This is a genomic window from Citrobacter sp. HN-141, assembly GCF_033341895.1.
Lineage (GTDB): Bacteria > Pseudomonadota > Gammaproteobacteria > Enterobacterales > Enterobacteriaceae > Citrobacter.
On record NZ_JAWPBF010000002.1, the window covers coordinates 25640 to 50749 of the forward strand.

At 51.3% G+C, this 25110-nt stretch carries 25 protein-coding genes and 2 pseudogenes; 19 read left to right on the forward strand and 8 right to left on the reverse strand.

The features are described 5' to 3' along the window. The first annotated feature begins 4 nt into the window (after nt 1-4). The 8 genes from RYZ59_RS03020 to RYZ59_RS03055 are packed head-to-tail and all read left to right on the forward strand — an operon-like array spanning nt 5 to nt 7175. Entirely contained in the window at nt 5-367 is a 363-nt protein-coding gene (locus tag RYZ59_RS03020) for a flagellar hook-basal body complex protein FliE (RefSeq protein ID WP_047406025.1), read from the forward strand. Between the two features lie 4 nt (nt 368-371). Then, nucleotides 372-2051, forward strand: coding sequence for a flagellar basal-body MS-ring/collar protein FliF (gene fliF / locus RYZ59_RS03025; RefSeq protein ID WP_318045110.1), 1680 nt, complete (start codon nt 372-374; stop codon nt 2049-2051). Beyond that, the gene (locus RYZ59_RS03030; protein ID WP_003838846.1) at nt 2029-3045 is read left to right on the forward strand and encodes a flagellar motor switch protein FliG; all 1017 of its coding nucleotides are present in this window, start codon (nt 2029-2031) and stop codon (nt 3043-3045) included. Before fliF ends, RYZ59_RS03030 begins: the two co-directional genes overlap by 23 nt. Before the next feature lie 3 nt (nt 3046-3048). Next, a complete protein-coding gene (fliH, locus tag RYZ59_RS03035) occupies nt 3049-3759 on the forward strand; it encodes a flagellar assembly protein FliH (protein WP_137384405.1) in 711 nt (236 codons plus the stop codon). Further along, nucleotides 3752-5092, forward strand: a complete 1341-nt coding sequence (gene fliI, locus RYZ59_RS03040) for a flagellar protein export ATPase FliI (protein ID WP_318045106.1) — start codon at nt 3752-3754, stop codon at nt 5090-5092. The genes fliH and fliI overlap by 8 nt, the downstream gene beginning before the upstream one ends. Nucleotides 5093-5094: 2 nt before the next feature. Then, a complete protein-coding gene (fliJ, locus tag RYZ59_RS03045; RefSeq protein WP_318045103.1) occupies nt 5095-5538 on the forward strand; it encodes a flagellar export protein FliJ in 444 nt (147 codons plus the stop codon). Then, the gene (locus RYZ59_RS03050) at nt 5535-5933 is read left to right on the forward strand and encodes an adenylyltransferase/cytidyltransferase family protein (RefSeq protein WP_318045101.1); all 399 of its coding nucleotides are present in this window, start codon (nt 5535-5537) and stop codon (nt 5931-5933) included. The genes fliJ and RYZ59_RS03050 overlap by 4 nt, the downstream gene beginning before the upstream one ends. A 36-nt stretch (nt 5934-5969) precedes the next feature. Beyond that, nucleotides 5970-7175 carry a CDP-glycerol glycerophosphotransferase family protein gene (locus RYZ59_RS03055; RefSeq protein ID WP_318045099.1) on the forward strand — a complete coding sequence of 402 codons (1206 nt, stop codon included), beginning with the start codon at nt 5970-5972 and terminating at the stop codon, nt 7173-7175. A 41-nt stretch (nt 7176-7216) separates the two neighbouring features. Here RYZ59_RS03055 and RYZ59_RS03060 read toward each other — a convergent pair whose 3' ends face one another. The 8 genes and pseudogenes from RYZ59_RS03060 to flgA all read right to left on the reverse strand — a co-directional run bounded on the left by RYZ59_RS03060 (nt 7217) and on the right by flgA (nt 15992). Beyond that, nucleotides 7217-8485, reverse strand: coding sequence for an ATP-grasp domain-containing protein (locus RYZ59_RS03060; protein WP_318045097.1), 1269 nt, complete (start codon nt 8483-8485; stop codon nt 7217-7219). Further along, nucleotides 8482-9597: a DegT/DnrJ/EryC1/StrS family aminotransferase gene (locus RYZ59_RS03065; RefSeq protein ID WP_318045095.1), complete on the reverse strand. Its 1116-nt coding sequence runs from the start codon at nt 9595-9597 to the stop codon at nt 8482-8484. The genes RYZ59_RS03060 and RYZ59_RS03065 overlap by 4 nt, the downstream gene beginning before the upstream one ends. Then, a complete protein-coding gene (locus RYZ59_RS03070) occupies nt 9594-10766 on the reverse strand; it encodes a glycosyltransferase family 2 protein (protein WP_318045094.1) in 1173 nt (390 codons plus the stop codon). The genes RYZ59_RS03065 and RYZ59_RS03070 overlap by 4 nt, the downstream gene beginning before the upstream one ends. Next, nucleotides 10702-13263 (reverse strand): annotated as a pseudogene (locus tag RYZ59_RS03075) (glycosyltransferase). Before RYZ59_RS03075 ends, RYZ59_RS03070 begins: the two are co-directional and overlap by 65 nt. A 54-nt stretch (nt 13264-13317) precedes the next feature. Continuing rightward, nucleotides 13318-14262, reverse strand: coding sequence for a lysine-N-methylase (locus RYZ59_RS03080; protein WP_318045092.1), 945 nt, complete (start codon nt 14260-14262; stop codon nt 13318-13320). 134 nt (nt 14263-14396) lie between these two features. Beyond that, complete coding sequence (locus tag RYZ59_RS03085; RefSeq protein ID WP_318045091.1) at nt 14397-14825, reverse strand: flagellar protein FlgN; 429 nt, start codon at nt 14823-14825, stop codon at nt 14397-14399. A gap of 12 nt (nt 14826-14837) precedes the next feature. Then, the gene (flgM, locus tag RYZ59_RS03090; RefSeq protein WP_318045089.1) at nt 14838-15125 is read right to left on the reverse strand and encodes a flagellar biosynthesis anti-sigma factor FlgM; all 288 of its coding nucleotides are present in this window, start codon (nt 15123-15125) and stop codon (nt 14838-14840) included. A gap of 96 nt (nt 15126-15221) precedes the next feature. Further along, on the reverse strand, nt 15222-15992 hold the full coding sequence (gene flgA / locus RYZ59_RS03095; RefSeq protein WP_318045087.1) for a flagellar basal body P-ring formation chaperone FlgA: 771 nt from the start codon (nt 15990-15992) through the stop codon (nt 15222-15224). A gap of 82 nt (nt 15993-16074) precedes the next feature. Between flgA and flgB the strand changes: the two genes are divergently transcribed. The 11 genes and pseudogenes from flgB to flgL all read left to right on the forward strand — a co-directional run bounded on the left by flgB (nt 16075) and on the right by flgL (nt 25103). Next, nucleotides 16075-16422 (forward strand): flagellar basal body rod protein FlgB, encoded by a 348-nt coding sequence (flgB, locus tag RYZ59_RS03100; RefSeq protein ID WP_016151840.1) that lies wholly within the window; start codon nt 16075-16077, stop codon nt 16420-16422. Between the two features lie 2 nt (nt 16423-16424). Next, a complete protein-coding gene (flgC, locus tag RYZ59_RS03105) occupies nt 16425-16856 on the forward strand; it encodes a flagellar basal body rod protein FlgC (RefSeq protein ID WP_006685942.1) in 432 nt (143 codons plus the stop codon). Next, nucleotides 16856-17722, forward strand: coding sequence for a flagellar hook capping FlgD N-terminal domain-containing protein (locus tag RYZ59_RS03110; protein ID WP_137384418.1), 867 nt, complete (start codon nt 16856-16858; stop codon nt 17720-17722). Before flgC ends, RYZ59_RS03110 begins: the two co-directional genes overlap by 1 nt. 26 nt (nt 17723-17748) lie before the next feature. Then, nucleotides 17749-18951, forward strand: coding sequence for a flagellar hook protein FlgE (flgE, locus tag RYZ59_RS03115; protein WP_318045081.1), 1203 nt, complete (start codon nt 17749-17751; stop codon nt 18949-18951). 9 nt (nt 18952-18960) lie between these two features. Further along, entirely contained in the window at nt 18961-19698 is a 738-nt protein-coding gene (locus tag RYZ59_RS03120) for a flagellar basal body rod protein FlgF (RefSeq protein ID WP_318045079.1), read from the forward strand. A gap of 30 nt (nt 19699-19728) precedes the next feature. Then, a complete protein-coding gene (gene flgG / locus RYZ59_RS03125; protein ID WP_318045078.1) occupies nt 19729-20514 on the forward strand; it encodes a flagellar basal-body rod protein FlgG in 786 nt (261 codons plus the stop codon). A gap of 56 nt (nt 20515-20570) precedes the next feature. Next, nucleotides 20571-21235: pseudogene (flgH, locus tag RYZ59_RS03130) on the forward strand (flagellar basal body L-ring protein FlgH). A 14-nt stretch (nt 21236-21249) separates the two neighbouring features. Then, nucleotides 21250-22371: a flagellar basal body P-ring protein FlgI gene (locus RYZ59_RS03135; protein WP_318045076.1), complete on the forward strand. Its 1122-nt coding sequence runs from the start codon at nt 21250-21252 to the stop codon at nt 22369-22371. Nucleotides 22372-22379: 8 nt separating this feature from the next. After that, nucleotides 22380-22682: a rod-binding protein gene (locus RYZ59_RS03140; RefSeq protein ID WP_029139422.1), complete on the forward strand. Its 303-nt coding sequence runs from the start codon at nt 22380-22382 to the stop codon at nt 22680-22682. 97 nt (nt 22683-22779) lie between these two features. Continuing rightward, nucleotides 22780-24156, forward strand: a complete 1377-nt coding sequence (gene flgK / locus RYZ59_RS03145) for a flagellar hook-associated protein FlgK (protein WP_318045074.1) — start codon at nt 22780-22782, stop codon at nt 24154-24156. A gap of 17 nt (nt 24157-24173) precedes the next feature. Next, on the forward strand, nt 24174-25103 hold the full coding sequence (flgL, locus tag RYZ59_RS03150) for a flagellar hook-associated protein FlgL (protein WP_318045223.1): 930 nt from the start codon (nt 24174-24176) through the stop codon (nt 25101-25103). Nucleotides 25104-25110 lie beyond the last annotated feature (7 nt).

Sequence of the window (25110 nt, forward strand, 5' to 3'; positions counted from 1 at the left end):
GGTCATGAGCATAAATACGATAGCCCCAGCCAGTACGATGCAGACGCAAATGATGCAGGACATGCAGCAGATGAAAGCGGTCGCGCAGGCACCCGTCCTTTCGCCGATGCAGATTAACGCCGTGGGCACCCAACTGGCATCTTCTCCGGTTTCGTTCGACCGCGTCATGCAAGGTGCGCTGAATCATGTTGATCAATTCCAGCAGGTCGCGGAGCAAAAGCAAACGGCCATTGAAATGGGGAAAAGTGATGACCTGGCGGGGGCCATGATTGCCAGTCAGCAGGCATCGTTATCGTTTTCTGCGCTGGTACAGGTCCGAAATAAAGTGGCTTCCGGATTCAATGACCTGATGAGCATGTCAGTCTAACGCTATGAATGAATTAATAAAAAAAATCACTCAGTTTTTACCCTCGTTCTCTTTCAGACTGGATGGTAATAAACGCCTGATACTGGTGGCGGCTGCGGCTCTGGCGGCTACCGCCATAATTGTCAGCGTGCTATGGAACGGTAACCACGGCTATGTTTCGCTGTACGGTAGCCAGGAAAATCTCCCGGTATCTCAGATAGTCACCGTGCTGGACGGCGAAAAGCTGGAATACCGTATCGACCCGCAAAGCGGGCAAATTCTGGTTCCGGAAGACGCGCTGTCTAAAACGCGGATGACGCTGGCGGCGAAGGGCGTGCAGGCCATGCTGCCCAGCGGCTACGAGCTGATGGATAAAGACGAAGTGCTGGGCGCCAGTCAGTTTGTGCAGAATGTCCGCTATAAGCGAAGTCTGGAAGGCGAACTGGCGCAGAGCATCATGACGCTGGACGCCGTCGAGAGCGCCCGCGTGCACCTGGCACTGAATGAAGAGAGTTCCTTTGTCGTCAGCGACGAGCCGCAAAACAGCGCCTCGGTCGTGGTGCGTCTGCATTACGGCAGCAAGCTGGGTATGGATCAGGTCAATGCCATTGTGCATTTGGTGTCCGGCAGCGTACCTAATTTGAATGCGTCGAAGGTTAGCGTCGTCGACCAGGCGGGGAATTTACTGTCCGACGGCATTGGCGCGGGAGAAGCCGTTTCTGCGGCGACGCGTAAGCACGACCAGATCCTCAAGGATATTCAGGATAAGACCCGCGCCAGTCTCGCAAATGTCCTCGACTCGCTGGTCGGCACCGGCAACTATCGGGTGAGCGTGATGCCAGATCTCGATCTGAGCAATATCGACGAAACCCAGGAGCATTACGGCGATACGCCGAAGGTGAATCGTGAAGAAACGGTGCTCGATAGCGATACCAACCAAATTGCCATGGGGATCCCCGGCTCGCTGAGCAATCGTCCTCCGTTGGCGACGAACCAGGTAGGAAACGGCGCCGCCGGGACAACGCCAGAAGAGTCTCGCCAGCCAGCAGCGTTGTCAAAACATAGCGAGAACAAACGCGATTATTCGTGGGACCGTAGCGTTGAGCATATCCAGCATCCAGGATTCGATATCAAACGGTTAAATGTGGCCGTCGTGCTCAACCAGAGTGCGCCTGCATTGAAGAACTGGAAACCGGAACAAACCACCCAGTTGACGGCGCTGTTGAATAACGCTGCCGGAATTGATGCCAGACGTGGCGACAATCTGTCTTTATCGCTGCTCAACTTTGTGCCGCAGTCGATCCCCGTCGAGCCGGTGCTGCCTTTCTGGAAGGATGACAGCATTCTGGCCTGGGTTCGCTTAATTGGCTGCGGCCTGCTGGCTTTACTGCTGCTGCTGTTTGTCGTGCGCCCGGTGATGAAACGTTTGACCGCCGAGCGCCGCCGGACCTCACCGCCTGAACTGGCGCTGGACGCCGTACCTATCGCGATTCCTGCGGACAAACCCCATTTTGCGGCTGCTGAAGATGAACGTAAAAATATCGAACTGCCTTCTTTCCCTGGTGACGATAGCCTGCCTTCGCAGAGTTCTGGTCTGGAAGTGAAGCTGGAGTTCCTGCAAAAACTGGCGATGAGCGACACCGATCGCGTAGCTGAAGTTCTCAGACAATGGATTACCAGCAATGAGCGAATTGACAATAAATAACGGTAGTAACAACAGCTACCTGGAACAGGCAGCAATTTTATTGCTGTGTCTGGGCGAGGAGGCGGCAGCCACAGTGATGCAAAAGCTCAGCCGCGAAGAGGTGGTTCGTCTGAGTGAAAACATGGCGCGTCTGTCAGGCGTAAAAACCAGCATGGCGAAAAAAGTGATCAATAACTTTTTTGATGAGTTCCGCGAGCAGAGCGGCATTAACGGCGCCTCGCGTTCCATGCTGCAAGGGATCCTCAATAAAGCGCTGGGAACGGAAATCGCCAGCAGCGTGATCAACGGCATTTACGGTGATGAGATCCGCTCACGAATGGCGCGTTTGCAATGGGTGGAACCGCGCCAACTGGCGATACTGATCTCAGAAGAACATTTGCAATTGCAGGCCGTCTTCCTTGCCTTCCTGACGCCGGAGATCTCAGCGACGGTACTGTCTTACATGAATGAGTCGGTGCAAAACGAGATCCTCTATCGGGTTGCCAAGCTTAACGATGTGAACCGCGACGTGGTGGATGAGCTGGATCGGTTGATCGAACGTGGGCTGTCAGTGCTGTCTGAACACGGTTCGAAAGTGAAGGGGATCAAGCAGGCTGCGGATATCGTGAACCGCTTCCAGGGTAATCAACAGGTGATCCTCGATCAGCTGCGCGAACGCGATGAAGATGTCCTCGAACAGTTGCAGGACGAAATGTACGACTTCTTCATTCTGAGCCGCCAAAGTGATGAAGTGCGTCGTCGCCTGCTCGACGAAGTGCCGATGGAAGACTGGGCGGTGGCGCTGAAAGGGACCGAAGCGCTGTTGCGCCGCTCGATTTATGCCGTGATGCCTAAGCGTCAGGTCCAACAGCTGGAGGCGATAACGTCGCGCCTGGGTCCGGTTCCGGTGAGCCGTATTGAGCAGATCCGCCGTGAAATTATGGGGATTGCCCGCGAGCTTGAGGAAGCGGGTGAAATTCAGCTACAGCTGTTTGCTGAACAGACGGCGGAGTAACACATGGCGATTGAAACCATTCGTGGTCGTTACCGACTGCACCGTTTTCCCCCTCGCCAGCGCCATTTGCAGGCTGAACAGCTCACGCCGGGGATCACGCCGGCGGATTATCAGCGCCAGTTGATGGATGGCTTCCAGGAAGGACTGCAAAAAGGATTTGAACAAGGGATGACCGAAGGCCAGGAGCAGGGCTTTCAGGAAGGCCATCAGAAGGGCCACGATGAAGGCCGTCGTCAGGGATACACTGAAGGCAGCCTGGCCGGACAGCAGGAAGGGCGCAAGCAGTTTGAGCGGGCAGCGCAGCCGCTGGCAGTTATCTCCGACAAAGTGAACGACTACCTGGCGCACATTCAGCGTAAACAGCGGGAGGACCTGCTGCAGCTGGTGGAAAAGGTTACGCGTCAGGTGATTCGTTGCGAGCTGGCGCTGCAACCGACGCAGTTGCTATCGCTGGTTGAAGAGGCGATTTCGGCCTTTCCGGCGATGCCTGAGTCGCTACAGGTCCTACTGAGTAATGAAGAGTTTAACCGTATCAAAGACGCTGCGCCGGAGAAAGTCGCTGAATGGGGGTTGACCCCATCTCCCGATCTGCAGGCAGGCGAGTGTCGGGTAATTACCGATAAATCCGAGCTGGATATTGGCTGCGAGCATCGTCTCGACCAATGCATGTCGGCGCTGAAAGAGTCGCTGCTGCCGGAGCCGACGGGTGAGTGACCTATCCTGCTTTGACAACGCGCTGCGCTCCATTGAGTCGATCCCTTTAGCCCGGGTTGCCGGGCGACTGGTGCGCGTGAACGGCATTTTGCTGGAGAGCGTGGGCTGTCCGCTGGTGACCGGCCAGCTGTGCCGCGTCGAAAGCGCCAACCATACGTTGATCGATGCGCAGGCGGTGGGGTTTAACCGCGATATCACCTACCTGATGCCCTTCAAGCACCCCGTCGGGCTGATGGCGGGTGCGCGCGTTTTCCCCGAAGAAAAAGCGCAGGAGATCCTGATAAGCGAAAGCTGGCTGGGGCGGGTAGTCAATGGTCTGGGCGAACCGCTGGATGCCAAAGGGCGTCTGACGGGCAATGACGTGCTGCCGCCTCAGGCACCTTCCATCAACCCCCTCACGCGCCGGTCGGTGAATCAACCGCTGGATGTCGGCGTGAAAGCAATCAACGGCCTGCTCACTATCGGCAAAGGCCAGCGCGTGGGTCTGATGGCCGGTAGCGGTGTGGGTAAAAGCGTGCTGCTGGGGATGATCACCCGCCAGACGAAGGCCGACATCGTGGTGGTGGGGTTGATTGGCGAGCGTGGCCGCGAGGTGAAGGAGTTTATCGATCACTCGCTGGGCGCGGAAGGGTTGGCAAAATCTATTATCGTGGCGGCACCGGCGGATGAGTCGCCGTTAATGCGTTTGAAAGCCACCGAGCTGTGCCACTCTATCGCCGCCTGGTTTCGCGATCGCGGACATCACGTTTTACTGCTGGTGGATTCGTTAACCCGTTATGCCATGGCGCAGCGTGAAATCGCGCTGTCCCTGGGCGAACCTCCGGCGACGAAAGGCTATCCGCCGTCGGCGTTCGGCATGATCCCTAAGCTTGTGGAAAGCGCGGGTAACAGTGAAAGCGAAGGGTCGATGACCGCCATTTACACGGTACTGGCGGAAGGGGACGATCAGCAGGATCCGATCGTCGACTGCGCGCGTGCGGTGCTGGACGGGCATATCGTACTAACCCGTAAGCTGGCGGAGGCCGGACACTATCCAGCCATTGATATTGGGCAGTCGATCAGTCGATGCATGACCCAGGTCACGCCCAAGGAACACCAACAGTCGGCCCGTCTGCTGAAACAAAACTATGCCGCCTATATGGAAATTAAGCCACTGATCCCATTGGGTGGATATGTTGCAGGAGCTGATCCCAGCGTGGATAAGGCCGTCAAAGTGTTCCCCGCCATCGAGCGTTTTCTGCGCCAGGAAGTCAGTGAACCGGCCTCTCTGGAACTGGTGCAAAGCCGCTTACAGACCTTGTTTCCGCTGGCGAAGAAAACGGAAGGTAAATAATTATGCGGCAAATTATCGATACCCTGGCGCAACTGCAGCGCCTGCGGGATAAATCGGTCAAAGACATGACGGTACAGCTGGCTAAACAGCAGCAGGTTTGTACTGGTTTTGACAATAACATCAAAGCGCTGGGCTACCTGATCCAAAAAACCGGCACCGGCGTTGACGCGCCTTCGGTTGAATCACTCAAAAACGTGACCGGATACAAAGGCACGCTGCGCACGGTTATTGCCTGGCAAGAACAGGAAAAAACGCTGGCTAAAATCAAAGAGCAGCGTATTCAGAAAAACCTCGTCGCGGCGGCCTGCGAAGAGAAAATCGTCGCCATGACGCTCGATGATAAGCGCTACGAGTTGAGCAATGAGGCGCAGGTAAAAGAGCAAAAAGCCATAGATGAAATTGCCGCGCAATGCTGGCTACGACAGAAGACGCTGGGGCTGGTATGAAAACGATCATTACTTTTGGCACGTTTGATGTTTTTCATATCGGGCATCTGCATATTCTGCAACGCGCCGGGCAGTTGGGGGAGCGACTGATCGTCGGTATCTCTTCCGATGCGCTAAATATGCAGAAAAAAGGCCGGATGCCGGTTTACAGCCAAAACGATCGCATGGAGATTGTTGCCGGCTTGAAATGTGTGGACAGCGTGTTTCTCGAAGAGTCGCTGGAGAAAAAAGCGGATTATATTCGCCAGTTTAACGCCGATACGCTGGTGATGGGTGATGACTGGGCAGGGCGCTTTGATAGTTTGTCGTACCTGTGCGAAGTGGTCTATTTTCCCAGAACGCCATCGATTTCGACCACCTCGATTATTGAGGTGGTGAAAATGCTTACAACCTGAAAATAAGAAATCACTATCAGTAGGTGCTTATATTTTATGAATACTATTGAAAATCTTCTTTTTAATGAGCATCTGAAATCATTTTCAGAAATTTCAAACAAAAAAAAGAAAAAGAATTTGGTTGTTTTTATAGGGCATGATTCATTTTCTGAAAATTCTAAATATTTATTTTTATCAATGGTTAGAAATGGTTCTGTCGATTGTATATGGTGTACAGAAAATAAAAGCATTGTTGACGAGTTAACAGCTGCGAACTTACCTGTTCATCATTTGGGTTTGAATGATACTGCGACAATAAACCTGCTACTTGAAGCTAGAATAGCTATATTTAGCATCACGCCATATGTAGCAATTAAAAAAAATATATATTATTACGCCTGCCTTGCGGGGGCGATAAAGATACAGTTATGGCATGGAATATCAGTTAAAAAATTAATGTTGCAACTAACGCCATATATCTCATTAAGGAATGTAAATCATGCTTTGGCAACAAGCTGGGCATGCAATGTTGATTACTTTTTAAGCCCATCTACTTTGCTGGATGATTATTGGAAAGAAGCCTTTGGATGTGATAACATCATTCATGCAGGTTATCCTAGGAATGAAGTCATTGTTCGGGATGCCTATCCATCTGAAATGATTGGAGCGAAATTTTCACCTGCTGTAGATCTGGCGATAAAAAGCAACAGGAAGAAAATAATTATTATGCCAACATGGCAGAGAGATAAAGTTTCGCCAGTATTAACATCAGAATTTCTTACCAATGTAATGAGGTTTGCAATAAAAAATAGTGTTGATGTATATCTAAAAGTTCATAAGCATTATTATGATTTTGGCTCAAATCAGGCTGACTTTTCCCTTCTGAAGGTAAAAGGGTTTTACTATATAGATAATGATATTGATATCTATCCTCATTTAAATAAATTCGATCTATTACTTACTGATTACTCTTCCGTAATGTTCGATTTCTTATTAACAGGCAAGCCTATTGTTGCTTATGATTTTTCTGAAAAATCACATCAAAACTACGAACCAGATTATTCACTATTGCCAGTTAATGATGATTTCATATATAAAATAGCGGATGATAATGTAGAGCAGATCTTGAATAAAGCTATCCGTGCGGATGGAAAAAAAGGTTTAAGGATGAAGGCTATTGAATCTTTATTTCATGGAGAAGCACATCTTGCCTGTGAAAATATATTTCATAAAATAAAAAATATACTTATTAATACTTGGTAAGTCATTAAGCCGCCATTGAATTCCATCAATGGCGGTTTTGTTTAACTATCTATAAGCATCTCAATTTGATTGATATCAAATGTAGGTATTTGTGTGTGACTAAACACATCAAGCCTTTCGCGGAAACTATCATCAATGAAAATAGCGTTACGTTCTGTAATATAGATACTTTTTTTATCCTTCTGCCCCAAATGCGTAATGGTATCAAAAACATTGTCAAGACGCATTTCCCTCAAGGAGGAATGTATGTTTCCAGCATGACGCGTGATTAAGTGTAGCTTTATTCCATTATTTATGCATTGATACAAAAATGTGATTACCAGCAAGCATAATTTTCCGTTATTAACAATAGTGTCATCGTAATCTATATAGACGTGTTTGAACTTAATTCTGTGCTGATATCTGTTTGATAAACTTCTGGTTATTTGGATATCATTTATTGTTGGGAGTATATTAATATTAACCCGCATGCTTTCATAAAGAGTCAGCATTGCAAAGTTAATACCGGCAACTCTATTAAGCGCCATTGTGCCAGCAATACGCGGCGCAACTTCCAGTAATGTCAAAGTACCCGAAGCTGAACGCTTCAACTGAAAAAACCATGCACCGTAGAGCTGTAATTTCTGCGAAATAGCGCGAGCATAAGCATCCACTTCCGGCAGACTCACTAACGTTGAGGTCATTGCAATACCGGCACGTATACGTGAGCGTATGCGAGGTTGGCAAAACAATAACCCCTGCGCGCGATCGGAAAAACAGTCCACGGTGAACTCTTCACCGTTTAAATATTCACATATGATCAGGTCATTTCTCTCTGCGAGAATCGATGCCAGCCTCTCTGGGGAATCAACCCGCAAAGCTCCCTGCGCACCTTGCCCGCGGTCGGGTTTGACAAATACGGGCCACTGCGCGATCGCGCTGGGATCATTGAATACGGCTGGCAGAGGGACCGCACCTTTAAGCGCCTGGTAGGTTTTACTTTTAAACCGCGTGATGCGGCATGTTTCCTGTGACGGGCAGAGTACCGTAGCGGAAAGCGCCTTCCGGTTTTCAGACAGAAAAAGAAGAGCGTCATCATGAGCCGGAAAAATATAATCAATACTTTCTTGCACAAGTAATGCCTGTAAGACAGGTAACCCATCATGATGCGTAACATCTGGCACGACATGGTATTCGCAAGCGTAATGTCGGGCATGGCTGTCGTAGTCGGCACCAGCAAGAACCAGATTAATGTTTTTTTCGTTGCGCAGAGACAGGTAAATCTCACGCCCAATCTCAGTTCCCGCCGGGAAGATAAGGACATTGATCATGCGGTTATCAGCTCGATAATGGTGCTGAGTTCAGCGGATGTCATATCTGGATAAATCGGCAGGCACAGCACCTGTTCGGCGATTTGGTTTGCCACAGGCAGCGTCTCTTTATTGGCGCCAGGCATGTTTTTGTACATGTTAAGATTCGACAGCAATGGGTAAAAATAACGACGCGTTAAAATGTTATATTTTTTGAGATAATCGTATAACGCATCTCGCGACATTTTATAGTCGGGACGCACCAGGATCGGGAAGTAACTGTAGTTACTCTTGTGATTCGCGTTGCCTGCCGGAATGAAAATGCCTTGCGTATTGGCTAACTGCTCACGGTAACATTTATCGATTTGTTGGCGCTTAGCTATCGCTTCATCAATATACTTTAACTGCAAGAGGCCAAAAGCAGCTTGAACTTCATTCATTTTTCCATTGATACCAGGGGCAACAACGGTTAACTCGTCAGCAATACCAAAGTTTTTCAGGTAATCGATTCGTTGTTTTGTTTTTTTATCGTAGCTAACAATGGCACCTCCCTCAAAAGTATTGAACACTTTAGTTGCATGGAAGCTCAGTACCGAAAGATCGCCATGGCGAAGGATGCTCCCGACACAATCTTCTACGGCAAAAGCATGTGCTGCATCATAAATGACGGGAATGCCGTAATTATTGGATATTTCTTCTATTTCATCGGTATTGCAATTTTGGCCGTAGACATGTACCGGCATGATTAACCCTGTTTTTGGAGTAATAGCAGATTCAATCAGATGCGGGTTGATGTTGAAACTGTGTGGATCAATATCAACAAATACTGGCGTTAATTGATTCCACAGGATGCTATGCGTAGTGGCAACAAAAGAGTAAGGAGTAGTAATGACCTCACCCTTAATGCGTAGCGTTTGCATTGCGGCAATTAACGCGATAGTCGCATTACAAAACAGCGAGATATAAGGTACGTTTAAATAAGACGCTAACCTCTCCTCTAGCAGTTGATGCATGGTGCCGTTATTTGTTAACTGCTTACTTGACCAGATCTCTTGCAGATATGGCATAAACTCCTCGAGTGGAGGCAAGAAAGGTTTGGTAACCGTGATAAGGTTTGGTTCTGCTTGTTTCATTGCTGAAGATCCTGAGAGAATTTTGCGCTGATTTGTTGGTATTGGTCGGGCAGTCTGCTTTTGAGGCTGGAGAGGATCGTGTTTTTTATTTTATTATCAGTAATGCTCTTTAAGGCCGCGAAATATAATTTCGGTAAAATCTCCAGACGAACGTCACAATAAATGATGGCTTGCACAATATGATATTGCGCTTTGGTAACATCTTTATTGTGGATGGCCGCGATAAATCCCTGGAAATGCAACAAAGGGTCCGTTGGTCGCTCAATCAACAGTTCGTCAATCTCTTCCTTGACCAGCATATGATCGGGGTGAGCATATTGTTTCCAGCGACTGTTCATCGCTTCTACCCAGGCGTCTTCATGTTTCCACTGATTAAGGATCATCATCCGGTTTCGGTACATTAATTTGCTGTTATCTTTTCTGTACCAGGTGTTGTTGTTATGGCGGCGGTAGTAAGCGACTAAACGTCGGGATGAAATAAAATCCCCCTGGCGGGAAAGTTTCAGAAACATATCCCAGTCTTCCTGTACCAGTTCAGGATCGGAGCGTTCTATCTTCAGATACGCCTCGCGGTGGATTAACGATCCGATATAAAGACTGAAATTTCCAGACACCAGCAGATAATGAAAAACATCGCCATCAAGAAATATATCGCTGTAGGGAAAATGCGAGCCATCAGGCATGATGACCTCAATGGCGCTATAGCACATTACACAGTGCGGGTTTTTCTCTAACACATTAACCTGGTGAGAGATTTTAGTGGGAACAATAAGATCGTCTGAGTCGACCACGGCAATATATTTTCCCGTGGCCATGTTCATGGCTTCGATGATCGGTTTATCGCCGATTTTATCCTTCTGCGAATAATAGTTGGTCTCCCGCAGTATCGTTTTGCAATTATATTTCTGCTGGTATTTTTTTATGATCCCGACGGACCGATCAGTAGAGGCATCATCGACGATAATGACTTCGGTGTTTTTCCATGTCTGGTTAAAGACGCTATCCAGCGCCTCTTCAAGGAAAGCGTCGTGGTTATAACTGGTAACGATAATACTCACTAAAGGCGTTGGCATAGCGTAATCTCTGGCGAAAATTATTGTGTTATCAACTAAATAGCTTCTGCTGCAAACTAAGCAGTAACGTATTGCTCTGCTGCCTGGACGAGGCATCGATGAGCTCTACGATCTCCTGCGCCGCCCGTTTCCCCGCCTGACCATCCATAAACGCATCGCAATAGTGATGGCGAATCTCAGCCAATGGCGCTTCCAGCGCAGCCCAGTCAAATCCGGCAGAGATTGCGTGGCGCAGGCTCTGTATATCCTGTGCCACCGGAAGGATGTTACGGATACGCTGATCCGCGCTGTCGGGGGTCGAGAAACTTTGTTGGCCATCCAGCAGAGAGCTCATCTCCGGCCAGCTCAGTAAAATGACGCGTTTATTCATATGAAGGGCGTCAAAAATAAAGCCGCTGCTGTCCGTCAGCACATAATCCGCCTGCGCAATAAGCGCCAGCAGATGCTGCGGATCGTCCAGTCTGTTTTTTAAGTAGCGTTGCGCGAGTGCCAGAGAGGCGGCTTCTTCCGGCCTGTGCTGGGTGCCATGATGCAGTTTGGTAACGACATTATATTCATGGCTTAACCGGCTGAGCTGCTCCGCCCAATGGGGGAGCGAGCTTAGCGCGCCATAGGTTGGGGCATACAGAATGGTTTGTTTTTTCGCATTGAGCTTCAGGCTGTTTGGCAACGTGTTATCAAAAGTGTGGTTGTGCCACTCATCGAAGCGGGGATTGCCGACCACTTTTGCACTGCCGCCAATATCAAGTGCGTGCTGGCTGTAGTGGCTGTAGCACAGGATACGATGATACAAAGCGTTCCACCAGGCATGGTTCCACTCTTCTTTTGCCAGCCCATACATGGCACGCACATGGGTATCCGCCAGTCCGTTTAGCAACGGCGTTTAGTAAGGGCTGACCAGGCATTTGAAACGCTGGCGTTGCTCAATGACTGTAGAAAGGCGTGTTCCGCCCAGCGTGGGGTCATTAATGGTTTTAATCGTCGCTGTCATTTCATCCAGAAACGACTTGTGTATTTTGTCACTCACCAACAACGAGCAAGTATGGCCCATCGCCTGAAGCGCGGTTATGATGGGGCGGTACACTGTGTAATGCAGCGACGTTTCCATATAGAAACCAATCCTATCGCTATTTGACAAAACAGGGAGAGCTTGTGAACTAACTGGATTTGATTGGCGTATAGGTTTTTTATTAATTTTATTGAAGTAAAAAACTATATTATCGGTCTCTTTCTTCTCTATATCACTGTAACCAGGACGTTGATAGCAAATGCTTGGATAGCAGGCGAGCCATTTACCTTTATGTATTAATGCCTGCCATTGTTCTTCGACCACATGTGAAAGGTCGCTTTCCATTTGTTTGGACAATGTTGAATAATAATGACTATTTACCAGATATGCGCATACTTTATTACAGTCACGCGCATGAATCATGCCGTTAAGGCTTTTGAGTACATTCCCCCGCTTAATTTCTCCACCGAAAATAATAACTTCCCATGGAAAGGTAGGCAGAGCATTGAGTAGAGAATTCAGTACCCGGATATGCTTTTCTTGTTTCAGAATAACGCTATCGTCTTCCAGTAGCAGATAGTTTTTCCAGCCCTGCCGTTGAGCCAGTTTGAGTGCCTTCAGATGAGACTGACGTCGGCCTAACTGGCCATTTTCGGCTTCACATGCTGCCAGACGGGTTATTTTTTCTGCAGGAATATTGAGTTGCGTGAGTTCTTGCTGAATGAGTGTCAAGCGGTCTGTACGTGAATTCATATTCACGACTACGACTTGATCAATGTTGTCCCAGCGGATCGGTTGATTATGGGTTGCATTATGCAGACTTTGGTACCAGTTTTTCAGCATAGGGTCTGCGATAGACTGGGCCAGGGGCGTTTTCAGTGGTTCACTTGCCCCCAGTACAAAATCTTTATCAAATGTATTTTGGCTGTGCGAGATACAGATGATGGTGCGCTCGCCCGGCAATTGCAGTGGATTCACGGTGAATTGGTTGGTGAATCCCTCTTCTTCGCCTAAGTTACATTCATCATTATAACGATGCTTTTTCAAATAATTGCGATGGTAGCAAAAAGTGCCGTTGAGAATGTTTTGCGGGCCAAAGCTACGGCTTTTAAATAAGCGGTTGATATGGCTGTACCAGATGGGGATCTGATCGGAGCCCGAAATCAGCGCCCGGTGGCGCTGCATCATCTCAATGGTGTAAGAGATTTTATCTGATGGGTAATAGTCGTCATCATCCATACAAATAATGTACTCGCCGCACGCCAGCTCATTGAGCATATTGCGTTTTCTGCCCAGATCGAGCTTTTCCGGGTGATAGATATAGCGAATATTAAATTTCTCAGGGTGGTTTTGCGTCAGTCTGTCGATGATCGATTGATGGCTCTGTGGTGAATCATCAAGGATCACCAGTTCCCGGCGGTCGGCGGGATAATCCTGATACCGGTACATGTACAGTAAGTAGGGTAAGAAGGCGCCGCGATTCCACGTGGGGGTGACGACGCTGACAAACGGCTTTTCACGACCCGTATCCAGTGTTTTAACAATGCCGGTCAGGGCGGAACGTGCTTTGGAGGATTCAGACATGGTGATGTGTATTCGCGCTTCGAAAGGGCCGGATGTTCACCCGGCCAACAGGGGCTAACGGGTAAGCAGAGAGAATGCTGAGAGCAAAGTCTCTCCCGGCATAATGCTCAGAATGTGTTCACGCATTGATGTGGCATCATCGCTGCTGCGCCACTCTTCAAACATGGCAAACAGCGCATAGATATCCTCAGGGTTCAGCATGGAATCATCCATCGTCCACAGGCAAAGCATGGTTCGGATCATAAAGAAATCGCAGACAAGCTCGAAGTAGCGCTGGATGACACCTTCGCTGTCATGTTGCGGGAACATGTCATGATAGAGCCGGTAGATCAGATAGTTACTGAAGATCCATGCGTCCTGCGAGAAGTACGCTGCGTGTGTATTAAGCCACTGATCCTGCAATTGCTGTTGGAGTAAGGCTTCACTGTTCGCATCCTGTAGCATCAGCAGGCTGACCTGGAGAGGTAATGTGAGTTTACGCGTACTTTCCGGCAGCAGATCCCAACTGAATTCACAACTGCCCATACGGGTAATTAATTCACGCTGTAGCTGGGGCAGGCTTGGTAATTGTGTAAACTGATCCTGCAGTTTTCCTTCCTGTACATGGCCTGCGAGGATTTGCGGCAACGACGCCAGTTTTTCCAGCACCGCTTCGCTATCGCCAAGGCACTTCTCGGAAAAAGAGAGCATGATGCCCAGGGCATATAAGCGCAGTTCTGGCGACAAACCGGGCAGCGTGACGGTATTCAGGGCTGCTTGATTCAAAACCTGCTCGCGTTGAGACAGAGCACGGCTTTGCGCCCCAGATTCACATTGTGTGGCGTGTAAAACGAAGGCATTGGGATCGCCTAATGCCGCCTGGCAGCTGGCCGGGTCGGTTAAGCTCAGACTTTGACGAATTTCTGTTGTCCAACACTGGCTGATATGCAGCGCAGAGTCCGGATGGTGGGATAAAAACACCCGGACAAAGTCGGGTTCGTAGCAATCAATCATACTCATAACGTGTTCTCAGCAATCCCAATATTCAAATCTGACTGATATCTTGCAATATCCATGCCTGAATTTTATTTTTAATCATATCAGTGGGTTGGGTGTTGCGCGGAAAGCGAGTTTCCGCAGCAAGGAAGGAAGTTTTAGCGCTGATAAATGAAATCTGGCTCTGTACCTAAAAAAGCCTGAATAAATTCATACTGGCGGATCAGCAGATCGCCATTTTTTTCGTTGTACGCCTTGCAGCGTTTCGCTTTTTGCTCAAGACTTTGCCACCAGCCCTCTGCGGCATTTTTCTGTACGCCAGGCAACCAGCTAAATACCTGCTCCATCCCTGCACGATCGATGCTCACGCCCAGCAGTTGTAGGATCGTTCGGCGCTGCTGGCTGCTGTTTTGCAACTGCTCATAATGCTGTTGGATCGTGTCATTGACCAACAGCAGCTCTTCACTGGCGCGACGGATCATGCACAGACGTTGTTGTTCCAATTGGTGTCTGAGCGCGTCATATCGCATCCCGTCTTCCCGGATGCCCTGAAGCAGAGTTTTCACCTGCTGTAGCCTGGTACTCACTGTTGTAGCCTCTTATTTCTGGAAAAAGCTGAGCATGTCGCCAGCCAACTGCTGGGTATCAACCTGCATGTCGCCTGCGGCCAGCATGGCCTGCATTTGCGCTACTTTGTCGTAATCAACGTCGCTTTGCGGATCGCTGTTCAGCGTTTGCTGCGCTGTTTGCAATCCCGCCTGAGTAATATCATCGGCGGAAAGCGTCGCGGCGTTGGAGGTTGTGGTCTGCGCGCTGCTCTTATCTGAACGCGTTTGTCCGGTTGTTGATGCAGGGCGATTGCCAGGCAGCGTTGGGGTAATTTTCATAGCAACCTCGTACATATTTCGTTGGGTTGGTTATCTGTTATTGGCTAAAAGCGACGGCAATAGAGGAAAACTTTAATCCCATCACAAAAAATCCCTTCACTGCTCAGCAGTGAGCGTAGTGACCACGCCGACATCGTCCACCACACCGCTGACAATCCGCTGGCTGCTGCTGTTACGAATTTTTATCACATCCCCTTTACGACCGTTTTTCAACGCCACGCCCGGCATCGAGGCGGTAATCCCGGCCATACGGGAGACGATCGTCACCGGCTGGTCGCGTTTAACCATTACGGGCTGAACCAACTCGCTACGGGTAATCGGTTTACCCGGCTGCAGGGCGCGTTTGCTGGTGAGACCAATCGCCTCATCCATATTTGTCATCAACCCTTCCCGCTGGTTGCTGATGTTGAATTTTTTAAGCTGCAGGTCATCGGCCGTAATCACCGTATCCCGGGCAATCAACGACTTTGGCATCACTACCGGCACCGACACGTCGGGGCGTACTGCAACGTTATATTGCCAGCCCGCGCTGCCTGGGCAGCTCACCGAAAAGTTCATTCGCGTCAGGGCCATCAACGGGGAGGTACTGGAGGTGATCTGAGGCGCCGACGAGCATAGCGCGCTGGTGCTGACGGCGGAGGGAATATAGATATTGAACGTGTAGCGATAGTCCTGCCACTGCTGCTTTTGTGCCAGCGTATCAATTTCATGGCTAGCGGCAGTCAGGACCAGCGCATTGATCTGTTCCCGGGCGCTGTGCTGGATGGGATGTACGGCGGCATGTGCGGGTAAGACGCAGCATAAGGCCAGCAATATTTCCGCGACAAAGGGGAAAGAAAGCTTCCTTACGTAGGAGAGTAGTTTCATAAAGTCATTTCTCATCAATCACTTAAAGGTTGGCATATATATTGCTAATAACAGCGATATCTACGCAGGAGTGATGCAAGAAATGGGAATCAGTTTTCAGCAGGCATTAGGTGTACATCCGCAGGCAGTGAAGTTACGTCTTGAGAGGACCGAGCTACTGACCGCGAATCTGGCAAACGTCGATACACCAAATTTCAAAGCTAAAGATATTGATTTTGCCGCTGAGATGCAACGGGCAAGTCGTACAAATGTGCTGCCCGAGGCTGACGTGAAATACCGTGTACCGATGCAGCCCTCAGAGGATGGCAATACCGTAGAGCTGAATACCGAGCAGGCCCGGTTTTCACAAAATAGTATGGATTATCAAAGCAGTCTGACCTTTTTGAACCTGCAACTTAGCGGTATCAAAGAGGCCATTGAAGGGAAATAACCATGTCGTTTACTGATATTTACCAGATTTCCGGCTCGGCGATGACGGCGCAAACCATCCGTCTGAATACCGTCGCCAGCAACATGGCGAATGCGGAATCTCCCGCCAGCAGCGAGGCGCAGGCCTATAAGGCGCGTAGCCCGGTTTTTGCCGCGGTTTACAACAATAGCCTGATAGGTGGGCATAACCGCCATGCCATTGATGGCGCCAGCGTACAGGTACAGGACGTCATGCAAAGCGGCGGGGCGGTGAAGCGTTATGAGCCGCACCACCCGATGGCGGACCAGAATGGTTTCGTCTGGTATCCGGACGTCAACGTAGTCGAGCAAATGGCTGACATGATGTCCGCCTCACGTGATTTTGAAACCGACGTTGATGTGCTGAATAACGTCAAAAGTATGCAGCAAAGCTTACTCAAACTGGGAGAAGTGTAATGAATACCCTGGCTCTGTATGCCCAATCTCAGGCGCTGGCCTCTTCTTCCGAGAAGACGGCGGTGGCTGAAAATAACGTCGGCGCCACGGCGCAAAGCACCAATCTGGGAGACAGCAGTTCTTCTGCCACGTCGTCAACCACGGATACCAGTGACAGCAGCAGTACCCCGACAACCACAACATCCACCGAAACGTCGGCGGTCGACACGTTTCTGACGCTGTTTGTGGCTGAAATTGAAAACCAGGACCCGACCGATCCCACCGATCCTACGGCCTATATCGATCAGCTCTCCTCAATGGCGCAGGTTGCCATGATGGAAGAGATGAGCGTCCAGGCCAACACCAACGCGGTGCTGATGAGCAACATTCAGGTGATGGCGCTGGGGAATATGGTCGGCGACGACATTATGGTGCAAACCACTTCGCTGGATATCGAGGACAACAGCCAGGCGATCCAGGGGCGCGTCACGCTGGATGACAGCTGTACCGATGTGGATCTGCACTTTACCGATGAAGCCGGTGATGACTACACCGTATCGCTGATCCCGGAAGGTGAAACCTCCGTTGGACCAGGCCAGGTGGATTTCGACATCAATCCTGCCGATTACGGCATCCCGCCGGGCGATTACAGCGTGTCCGTGGTGACCAATACCGGAGAAGAGGAAGTGCCGATTGAGGTGACGGGCAAGGTGGAAGATGTGCGTATTCCGCTCGATGGCAGCACGCCAGTGCTCAACGTTGACGGCGTTGGCGAAGTGCCATTCACCATGATCACCCAGTTTGGCGTACCGGACAGCACTGATGACACCACGCCGCCTGATACTGACGACGGCAGCGATAACGCCGACAGCAATACGGTGATCTGATTTAGTTTACATTACAGGAAGAAACAATGAGTTATGAAATTGCAGCGACGGGCCTGAACGCCGTCAACGAACAGCTTGATGGCATCAGTAACAACATCGCGAACTCCGGTACGGTCGGGTATAAATCGATGACCACCCAGTTCTCCGCCATGTACGCCGGAACGCAGGCAATGGGCGTGAGCGTGGCGGGTTCGGCACAAAGCATCTCTACCGGCGGCTCAATGGTTTCAACCGGCAATGCGCTGGATCTGGCCATTAATGATGATGGTTTCTTTGTGATGTGCGACAGCGCCGGGAACATCTCCTATACCCGCGCCGGTTCCTTCGTGACGGATAAAAACGGCTATATCGTCAATGCCTCCGGCGATTACCTGCAGGGTTATCCGGTTGATGACAGCGGCACGCTGCAAACCGGTACCGTTACCGATATTCAGATTAAAACCGGCAACATCCCGGCGCAGGCCACGGACAGCATGACCTTCACGGCCAACTTTGACGCCAGTGATGAAACGATCGATCGCGCAACCGTACCGTTTGATCCTGACAACAGCGACACCTACACCGACAGCTATACCACCACCGTGTATGACTCGCTCGGTAATGAGCACTCGGTTAGCCAGTACTTTACTAAAACGGCGGATAACACTTGGGAAGTGCAGTACACCTTTGATGGCGAAGCGCAGAGCGGCGTACCGCCGACTTCGCTGACCTTCGATGCGAATACCGGCAAGCTGGTCACCCCATCAACCCCGCAAACTATCACCTTCACCACCGATGAAGCCGCACCGATTTCGATGACCATTGACTACTCCGATTGTACTCAGTACGGCTCTGATTTCTCGGTTACTACCAACTCCGCCACCGGTTATGCCTCCGCGACGCAAAACGGCGTGCAGGTTGGTGACGACGGTAAAGTTTACGCCACCTACAGCAACGGCGAGCGCATGTTGCAGGGGCAGGTGGTGCTGGCCACTTTCCCGGATGAGAACGGACTGGAAGCGGTGAGCGGGACTGCCTGGGTACAAACGGGCGAATCCGGTACACCGCTGATTGGCACGCCAGGCTCCGGCTCCTGCGGCACGCTCTCCTCCGGCATGCTCGAAAGCTCCAACGTGGATATTACCAACGAGCTGGTTAATCTCATGACCGCCCAGCGTAACTACCAGGCGAACACCAAGGTGATTTCCACCAGTACGCAGCTGGATCAGGCTCTCTTCCAGGCGATGTAAGGCTAAGAAATGGATCGGTTGATTTATACCGCGCTGAGCGGCGCCACCCAGACGCTACTGGAGCAGCAGATTAGCGCCAATAACCTTGCCAACGTCAACACCAATGGTTTTCGTGCGGATATGGCGATGGCGAGCAATGACAAAGTGAAGGGCGGCGGCTTCGACACGCGTTTTATGGCGAAGGAAAGTCCCAGCGGCGTTAATGACAGCACCGGCGTGGCGGAAAAAACCGAGCGCCCACTGGACGTCGCCATTCAGGGAACCGGCTATATCGCCGTACAGGATAAAGCCGGAAACGAGGTCTACACCCGCAACGGCAATATTCAGCAGGACGATCAGGGGCAACTGACCATCGACGGTAACGTGGTGCTCGGGGATAACGGTCCGATTATTTTGCCGCCAAACGCGATTGCCTCTTTCGGCAGCGACGGCCCGCTGTCGGTTACGCCCGACGACGGCGATGTTACCGCCACCATGGATATCGATCGTCTGAAGCTGGTGGATATTCCGGTTGCTAATCTGGCGAAAAATAACGAAGGGATGCTGGTGACGGCGGATGGCGTACCGGCGCAGCGCGACGAAAACATCAAAGTGAGCGGCGGCTTTCTGGAAGGCAGTAACGTGTCTGCGGTGAGCGAAATGATGTCGTCGATTGCGATGAACCGCCAGTTCGAAGCGCAAATCAAGATGATGAAAACGGCTGAAGATCTCAGCGACTCCGGCAACAGGCTGCTACGCGGCTCCTGAGTCGTGGCCTTTAATCAGGGATAAAGTGTTATGAACGCAGCGTTATGGATCAGTAAAACCGGCCTGTCGGCGCAGGATGCTGAGATGAGTGCGATTGCCAACAACATCGCCAACGTTAACACCACGGGCTTTAAGCGTGACCGCGTGATGTTCCAGGATCTGTTTTATCAGACTCAGGAAGCGCCGGGCGCCATGCTCGATCAAAACAACATCATGCCGACCGGAATGCAGTTCGGTAGCGGTGTGCGCATCGTTGGAACGCAAAAAACCTTCACCGAAGGGAATGTGGAAACCACCGATGACACGATGAACGTCGCCATCATGGGGCAGGGGTTCTGGCAGGTGCAAAAGGCCAACGGGGATATTGCTTATACCCGTGACGGCAACATGCAGATTAACGCCGACGGCGTGCTAACCAATTCCGAAGGCTTACCTCTGCAACCGGAAATTGACGTACCGTCCGGCGCAACTAACGTGGCATTTGGCGATGACGGTACCGTGACGGCGATCCTGCCCGGCGACAGCGACCCGACCGAACTGGGGCAACTGACGCTGGTGAACTTCGCCAATCCGGCAGGGCTTTCAGCCGAAGGCGACAACCTGTATCTGGAAACGGCAGCCAGTGGTCAACCAACGGAAGGCATTCCGGGGGAGGATGGCCTGGGGACGTTACAGGACAAAGCCCTGGAGGGGTCGAACGTGGATATCGTCAACGAAATGGTGGCGATGATCACGGTGCAACGTGCCTATGAGATGAACGCCAAAATGGTCTCTGCGGCAGATGACATGCTGCAGTTTATTAGTCAGACGCTGTAACTTTAGAATGTGAAATGCCGGATGGTACAGCGCCATCCGGCAGAAATAGGCAGAACGTGAAAAATTATCTCTGGCTGATGGTCCTGCTGCCCCTGTTAAGCGGGTGCGAATCGCAGGCCCTCCTGGTCAAAAAAAATGACGAATTCTTTGCTCCTCCCAAAACTGAGGCGCCGCCAACGGCGGATGGTCGTGCGGGGGGGTATTTGAAACGGGCTATAAGTGGTCGCTGACGGCGGATCGCCGCGCTTATCGGGTGGGCGACATCCTGACCGTGATGCTGGAAGAGTCCACCCAGTCGAGCAAACAGGCGAAAACCAATTTCGGTAAGAACAATACCGTCGATATCGGCGCACCGACTGTATTTGGGCATACGAAAGATAACCTTTCCGCTTCCGTCGACGCCAATCGCGATTTCAACGGGACGGCGACCTCGCAGCAGCAAAACAGTTTGCGCGGCGAAATTACGGTGTCGGTACACTCGGTGCAGTCGAACGGCATTCTGGAAATTCGCGGCGAAAAATGGCTCACACTCAATCAGGGGGATGAGTGCATCCGTCTGAGCGGTCTGGTGCGTGCCGATGACATTCAAAACGACAACTCCGTTTCATCGCAGCGTATTGCCGATGCGCGTATCTCTTATGCGGGCCGCGGCGCCTTGAGCGATGCCAATGCGGCGGGCTGGCTGACGCGTCTGTTTAACCATCCTCTCTTCCCGATCTAATGCAGGATTTTGATATGCAACACTTAAGCGGGCGCTGGATGAAGGCGTTAAACGGCATCGTTATCGCCCTGAGCCTGGTGCTGCCCGGCACCACGCAGGCGCAATCTCTGGAATCGCTGGTTAACGTCCAGGGCATCAGGGAAAACCAACTCGTCGGCTACAGCCTGGTAGTGGGTCTGGACGGAACCGGGGATAAAAACCAGGTCAAATTCACCAACCAAACCATTACCAACATGCTGCGCCAGTTTGGCGTACAGCTGCCGAGTAAAATCGATCCGAAGGTGAAAAACGTCGCGGCGGTGGCGGTCAGCGCGATGCTGCCGCCAATGTATTCGCGTGGGCAGACCATTGATGTCACGGTCTCGTCGATTGGTGATGCCAAAAGCCTGCGCGGTGGCACGTTATTGCTCACCCAGCTACACGGCGCGGATGGGGAGGTTTATGCCCTCGCACAAGGGAGCGTGGTGGTCGGCGGGATGAACGCGACCGGGGCAAGCGGCTCCAGCGTGACCGTGAATACGCCGACCGCCGGGCTGATACCGAACGGCGCGTCGGTCGAACGTGAAATTCCCAGCGACTTCCAGATGGGCGACACCATTACGCTTAATCTGAAACGCCCCTCATTTAAAGATGCCAATAACATTGCGGCGGCGATTAACGCTTCATTTGGCGGTATTGCGACGGCACAAAGCTCAACCAACGTCAGCGTCCGTGCGCCAACCAGCCCCGGGGCGCGCGTCGCCTTTATGTCCCAGCTAGATGATGTCCAGGTTCAGGCCGAAAAAGTACGCGCCCGCGTGGTGTTTAACTCGCGTACCGGCACGGTGGTGATGGGCGATGGCATCGCCCTGCATGCGGCGGCGGTATCGCATGGTAGCCTGACGGTTTCCATCAATGAAAGTAGCAATGTCAGCCAGCCGAATGCTTTTGCCGGCGGTCGTACGGCGGTAACGCCGCAGAGCAATATTTCGGTGAATCATGCTCGACCTGGCACGATTACCTTGCCTGAATCCAGCAGCCTGAAAACGTTGGTTAATGCGCTCAATAGCCTGGGGGCCACGCCGGACGACATTATGTCCATTTTACAAGCTTTGCATGAAGCCGGGGCGCTGGATGCCGATCTGGAGGTGATTTAATGGCCGACATCAAAGTAAATCATAGCGGGGGCATTGACGGTAGTGATGCGTTAATGGGCCCGAAAATCAAAGACAACGATTTGCAGAAAGCCGCTCAGCAGTTTGAAGCCATTTTCTTACGCAACATGCTGAAAGAAATGCGTAAAACCAATGAGATCTTCGACTCCAAAGATAACCCGTTTAACAGCGACTCGGTGCGCATGATGCAGGGGTTTTACGACGATCAGCTATGCAACAGCCTGGCCCAGCAGCACGGCATTGGGATTGCGGCGATGATCGTCAAACAGCTCTCCCCGCATCACAAAGGATAAAGGTTGCGCAGCGGCTTAAGAACTGTGGTTTTTTCGCCGCTTTTAATCGGCAAGGTTGTTAACGACAGACCGGAGACTGACCGGCGAGGACTCTTTGATGGACATGATTAACATTGGCTACAGCGGCGCATCGACGGCGCAGGTGGAGCTTAACGTAACCGCACAAAACACGGCTAACGCCATGACCGACGGTTACACCCGCCAGGTGGCCATCACCAGCACCATTGGCGCCAGCTCAGGTTCGGCGAACAGTGCGGGTAACGGTGTGCAGGTGGACAGTATTCGCCGGGTATCCAACCAGTATCAGGTGAACCAGGTTTGGTATGCCGCCAGCGATTACGGCTATTACAACACTCAGCAGGAGTATTTAACTCAACTGGAAACCGTGCTCAGCGACGATAACAGTAGCCTGAGCGGTGGCTTTGACAACTTTTTTGCTGCCCTCAACGAAGCCACCACCAGCCCGGATGATTCTGCTCTGCGTGAGCAGGTGATCAGCGAGTCCGGCGCGCTGGCGTTGCGCGTGGATAACACCCTCGATTACATCGACTCGCAAAGCAGTGAGATAGTCAGCCAGGAGCAGGCGATGGTGGCGCAGGTGAACACCCTGACCAGCGGCATTGCCAGCTATAACCAGCAAATTGCCGAAGCTGAAGCCAACGGCGATAACGCCTCTGCGCTGTACGACGCCCGTGACCAGATGGTGGAAGAACTGAGCGGCATCATGGACGTTCAGGTCAATATTGATGATGAGGGCAACTATAACGTCACGCTGCAAAACGGTCAGCCGTTGGTCAGCGGGCAGGAGAGTTCCACCATCGAACTGGATACCAATGCCGACGGCACGCAGAGCATGTCGCTGACGTTCGCCGGAACCACGTCATCCATGAACACCGATACCGGCGGCTCACTGGGCGCGTTGTTTGATTATCAGAATGAAATTCTGACGCCGCTGATGGGAACGATTAACAGCATGGCGGAGCAGTTTGCCGATGCGGTGAACACCCAACTGGCGCAGGGTTACGACCTGAACGGGAATCCTGGTGAACCGCTGTTTATCTATGATGAAAACTCCTCGGATGGCCCGCTGGAGGTGAATCCTGATATCACCGCCGATGAACTGGCGTTTTCCAGCTCGCCGGACGAAAGCGGTAACAGCGATAACCTGCAGGCGCTGATCAACATCTCTACCGAACCGTTGGATATAGAGGGTCTTGGTAGCGTAACCGTGGGTGAAGCCTGTTCGTCGATCATCAGTAATATCGGTATTTACAGCCAGCAAAACCAGACGGAAGCGGAAGCGGCGGCGAACGTGTACTCCGAAGCACAGAATCAGCAGAGTAGCGTCAGCGGCGTCAGCATGGATGAAGAAGCGGTGAACCTCATTACCTACCAGCAAATTTACGAGGCCAACCTCAAAGTTATCTCAACGGGCGCAGACATTTTCGACTCTGTGCTGGAAATGTGTAGTTAACCGGGAGAAGAATGAATATGCGAGTCACTACACAACAGTCTTATGTGTCCATGACGCAGAGTTTTAACGACCTTTCCAGCGATCTTTCCCACGTCGTCACGCAGATGGCAACGGGGAAAAGTATTCTGCTGCCGTCAGACGATCCTATTGCTGCGACACGCATCACTCAGCTTAACCGCCAGCAATCGGCACTCGATCAATATCAAACCAATATTGATTCCGCCTCGGCGGGGATGAGCCAGCAGGAGTCTATTCTGGATGGCGTCAATAACGATTTGTTAGCGATTCGCGACGATCTGCTGGAGGCCGCCAACGGCACCAATACCGCCGAGTCGTTATCCAGCCTGGGGCAGGATATTCAGTCGATGACCGAAGCGATGGTCTCAGCGCTGAATTATCAGGATGAAGACGGTCACTATGTATTTGGCGGGACGGTGAACGATCAAGCACCAATTGTCGCGGTAGATGAAGACGGCGACGGGGTGACCGACAGCTATACCTACCAGGGTAACGACGATCATCGCCAGACCACGGTGTCTAATGGCGTTGAGGTTGATACCAATGTCGCGGTCAGCGATTTCTTCGGTGACAGCCTGGATGTGCTGAACAACTTAACGTCATTGTCGAAAGAGCTGCAGGATCCGTCGGTTGATCCTGCCGATCCGCAGGTGCAAAGCGATATTCAAAATGCCATCGATACGGTGGATGTAGCCTCTGACGCGCTCAACGCCTCAATCGCCACCATTGGTGAAACGCAGAATACGATGACCATGCTGAGCGGCGCTCAGACGGATATCACCACCTCCAACGATCAGCTTATCAGTCAGTTGAGCGATCTGGATTATGGCCCGGCCTCCATTACCTTTACCGGTCTGGAAATGGCGATGGAAGCCACCTTAAAAACCTACTCCAAAGTGAGTGAGTTGAACCTTTTCAGTGTGATTTAACAGTTAG